The sequence below is a fragment of the Pseudanabaena sp. 'Roaring Creek' genome, assembly GCF_001402795.1.
In the GTDB taxonomy this organism is placed as follows: domain Bacteria; phylum Cyanobacteriota; class Cyanobacteriia; order Pseudanabaenales; family Pseudanabaenaceae; genus Pseudanabaena.
Genome location: NZ_LIRE01000558.1, coordinates 1 through 2,734 on the forward strand (window position 1 = coordinate 1; position 2,734 = coordinate 2,734).

A 2,734-nucleotide genomic window follows, 5' to 3' on the forward strand; every position below is an offset into this window, starting at 1 on the left:
GGTTTCTAAGGCTATGGCGGTCTTATACCAAGTTAAGAAATGGCTACGCCATTTCTTAACTGGAAAACCCTTACTAGGTTTAGTTTTTAATTCACAAAAGTGTGACAACACTTTTGTGAATTGGTATTACCTCAGCGAGAAACTACTTTGAGAAGTATTTTGAAAAGTATTTTATGGAAATGGCGTGGCATCGCGATCGCTGCTCCCACAATTTCAATGATCACGATCGGACTGCGATTGATCGGTGCTTTAGAACCATTGGAACTCAGTCTGTTCGATCAGTTCTGTCGGTGGCGATCGCTTGAACCTGAAGACAAGCGCATTGTGATTATTGGCATCGATGAAACCGATCTGCGCCAATATAAAAAATGGCCGATCGACGATGCCTTACTCGCCAAATTCCTGCATAAAGTTCGTCAACAAAAGCCCCGTGCGATCGGTTTAGATCTGGCTCGCGATTTTCCCGTAGGCGAAGGTTATGCCCAATTAGAGGAATTATTTAAAACTACTCCGACCTTGATTGCTGCCATCAAAAAAGCCGATCTGATGGATGCAAACTATGCTGTATCGAGTTCCGATATCAATCCCCCCCCTGCTTTGACGGACACCGATCGCCTTGGGGCAATCAATCTTCCCGTTGATGCCGATGGACGCATTCGCAGGGGGTTGCTAGCGCTCCGACTCCCTGACGGCAAGACTACCCCTAGCTTTGGTCTACAGTTAGCCTTACTTTACCTCGATGGGGAAAAATCGGTTCCCTTTGAGCAAGCCTTGACCCCACCGCGACTAAAAAGCAATGACGGAGGCTACAGTCATGCCGATGTGGGTGGACATCAATTCATCATTAATTTTCGCCAATCACGGCATGGTTTTCGATTTGTCAGTATGGCGGATGTATTGGAAGACAGGATACCGCCCGATCTATTGAGCGATCGCGTAGTGATGATTGGAACGACGGCGGTTAGTTTAAAGGATTTATTCTTTACGCCCCTCGATAATGGGATTGGCAGCAGCCGAATTCAGACCTCGGGCATAGAAGTTCACGCGCAGATTGTCAGCCATTTACTCGGCAGTACCCTTGATGGCAGACCAAGAATTCAGACTTGGGATAAACCTTGGGAATGGTTGTGGATTTTTGGATGGTCGCTTGCTGGTTCGACCCTGATCTGGCAATGGCGCAATGTCAGGGTTAAGGATCGAGAAATTCAGATCTTGGTGATGCGCTCTCTGAGCGTGCTACTACTGGCGGGAGGCTTGATCGGAATCTGTGTAATCGCCTTTAACTATGGCTGGTGGCTCCCCTTCGTCCCTGCGGCGATCGCCTTTTTTGGCGGTGGCACGATCGTCACTAGTTATTTAGCCATTACAGCTGCCCAAATTCGCACTTACTTCAGTCGCTACCTAACCGATGCCGTCGTCAAAAGTTTATTGGAGACTCCAGAAGGGCTGAAGCTGGGGGGCGATCGCCGCAAAGTGACCATCCTCATGTGCGATCTGCGTGGCTTTTCCACCATTTCCGAAAAATTACCCCCTGAGAAAGTGGTGGAAATTTTGAATGTCTTTCTCGGCACGATGACTGAAGCGATCGCGCCCTATGAAGGCACAATTGATGAATTTATTGGCGATGCGATTTTGGTGTTATTTGGTGCGCCAATCCATCGTGAAGACGATGCGGAGCGCGCCGTGGCAAGTGCGATCGCCATGCAATTGGCAATGCGATCGGTGAACGACCAACTCACGCAGATGCAATTGCCTGAGATTGCGATGGGTATTGGCATTAATACGGGGGAAGTGGTGGCTGGGAATATTGGATCGCAATCCCGTGCTAAATATGCCGTAGTGGGCAATCACGTCAATCTCACTGCTCGGATTGAATCCTATACCGTGGGCGGACAGATTTTGATTTCGGAGACCACCTACCATGAGGTGCAGGACATCGTTAACATCAATGGTTCAATAGAAGTCGAGCCTAAAGGAACTTCACAACCCATATCTATCTATGATATTGCAGGGATTAGTGGGAAATATAACCTAGGGCTTCCTTCCCTTAGCGCCTCCCTACAAGTATTACCCACACCGATTCCCATTACCTATCGTATTTTAGAAGAGAAGCATTTGGGTACGGATATTTTTGAGGGCGAACTGCGGCGACTTTCTCCCTATGGGGCAGAGATTTTCTCCGATCGGGATGTTCCTATTTTAAGTAATCTTAAAATTCATCTCCAGATTAACGACCGAGAGGGAGAGGCGATCGCCATTGAAGGGGAAATTTATGCCAAGGTTTTAAAGGGTCAAGCACCAAATCCAAAAACACTCTTAGCACAGGGGCTCTCTGAATCAATGCCTGAAAGCTCAGCAACTGGAAGCTTAATATTAGAAAACAAACTCACCATCGGTGCTATCCCCGAGCAGCGATCGTCTCCGACTCATTACATTTACGTCCATTTCACAACCGTACCCAGTCACCTCAAAGCATGGCTCCATCGGCAGAGCGGCAAGTAATACCAAAGCTCAAAATGGCTACGCCATTTTGAGCTTTGGTATTACTTACTGGGTTTGGGTTTTATAGCGATCGCCAAATGTACTAGGACATAAACCCCAAGAATTGACTGGCGGCGCTTCGCGCCGCCAGTCAATTCTTGGGGTTTGATTTGTCTTAAGTCAGGCGACTATAGCTATAATTTGCGAAACAAAGAGTTAGACTGGTTAAATTACCTTTACCTATTTTCGCTTT

Annotated in this window: 1 protein-coding gene; it reads left to right on the forward strand. The window is 47.4% G+C overall.

Translation table 11 applies throughout. The features are described 5' to 3' along the window. Positions 1-159 precede the first annotated feature (159 nt). Positions 160-2,502 carry a CHASE2 domain-containing protein gene (locus tag AC805_RS16295; protein WP_156341430.1) on the forward strand — a complete coding sequence of 781 codons (2,343 nt, stop codon included), beginning with the start codon at positions 160-162 and terminating at the stop codon, positions 2,500-2,502. Positions 2,503-2,734: the final 232 nt, after the last annotated feature.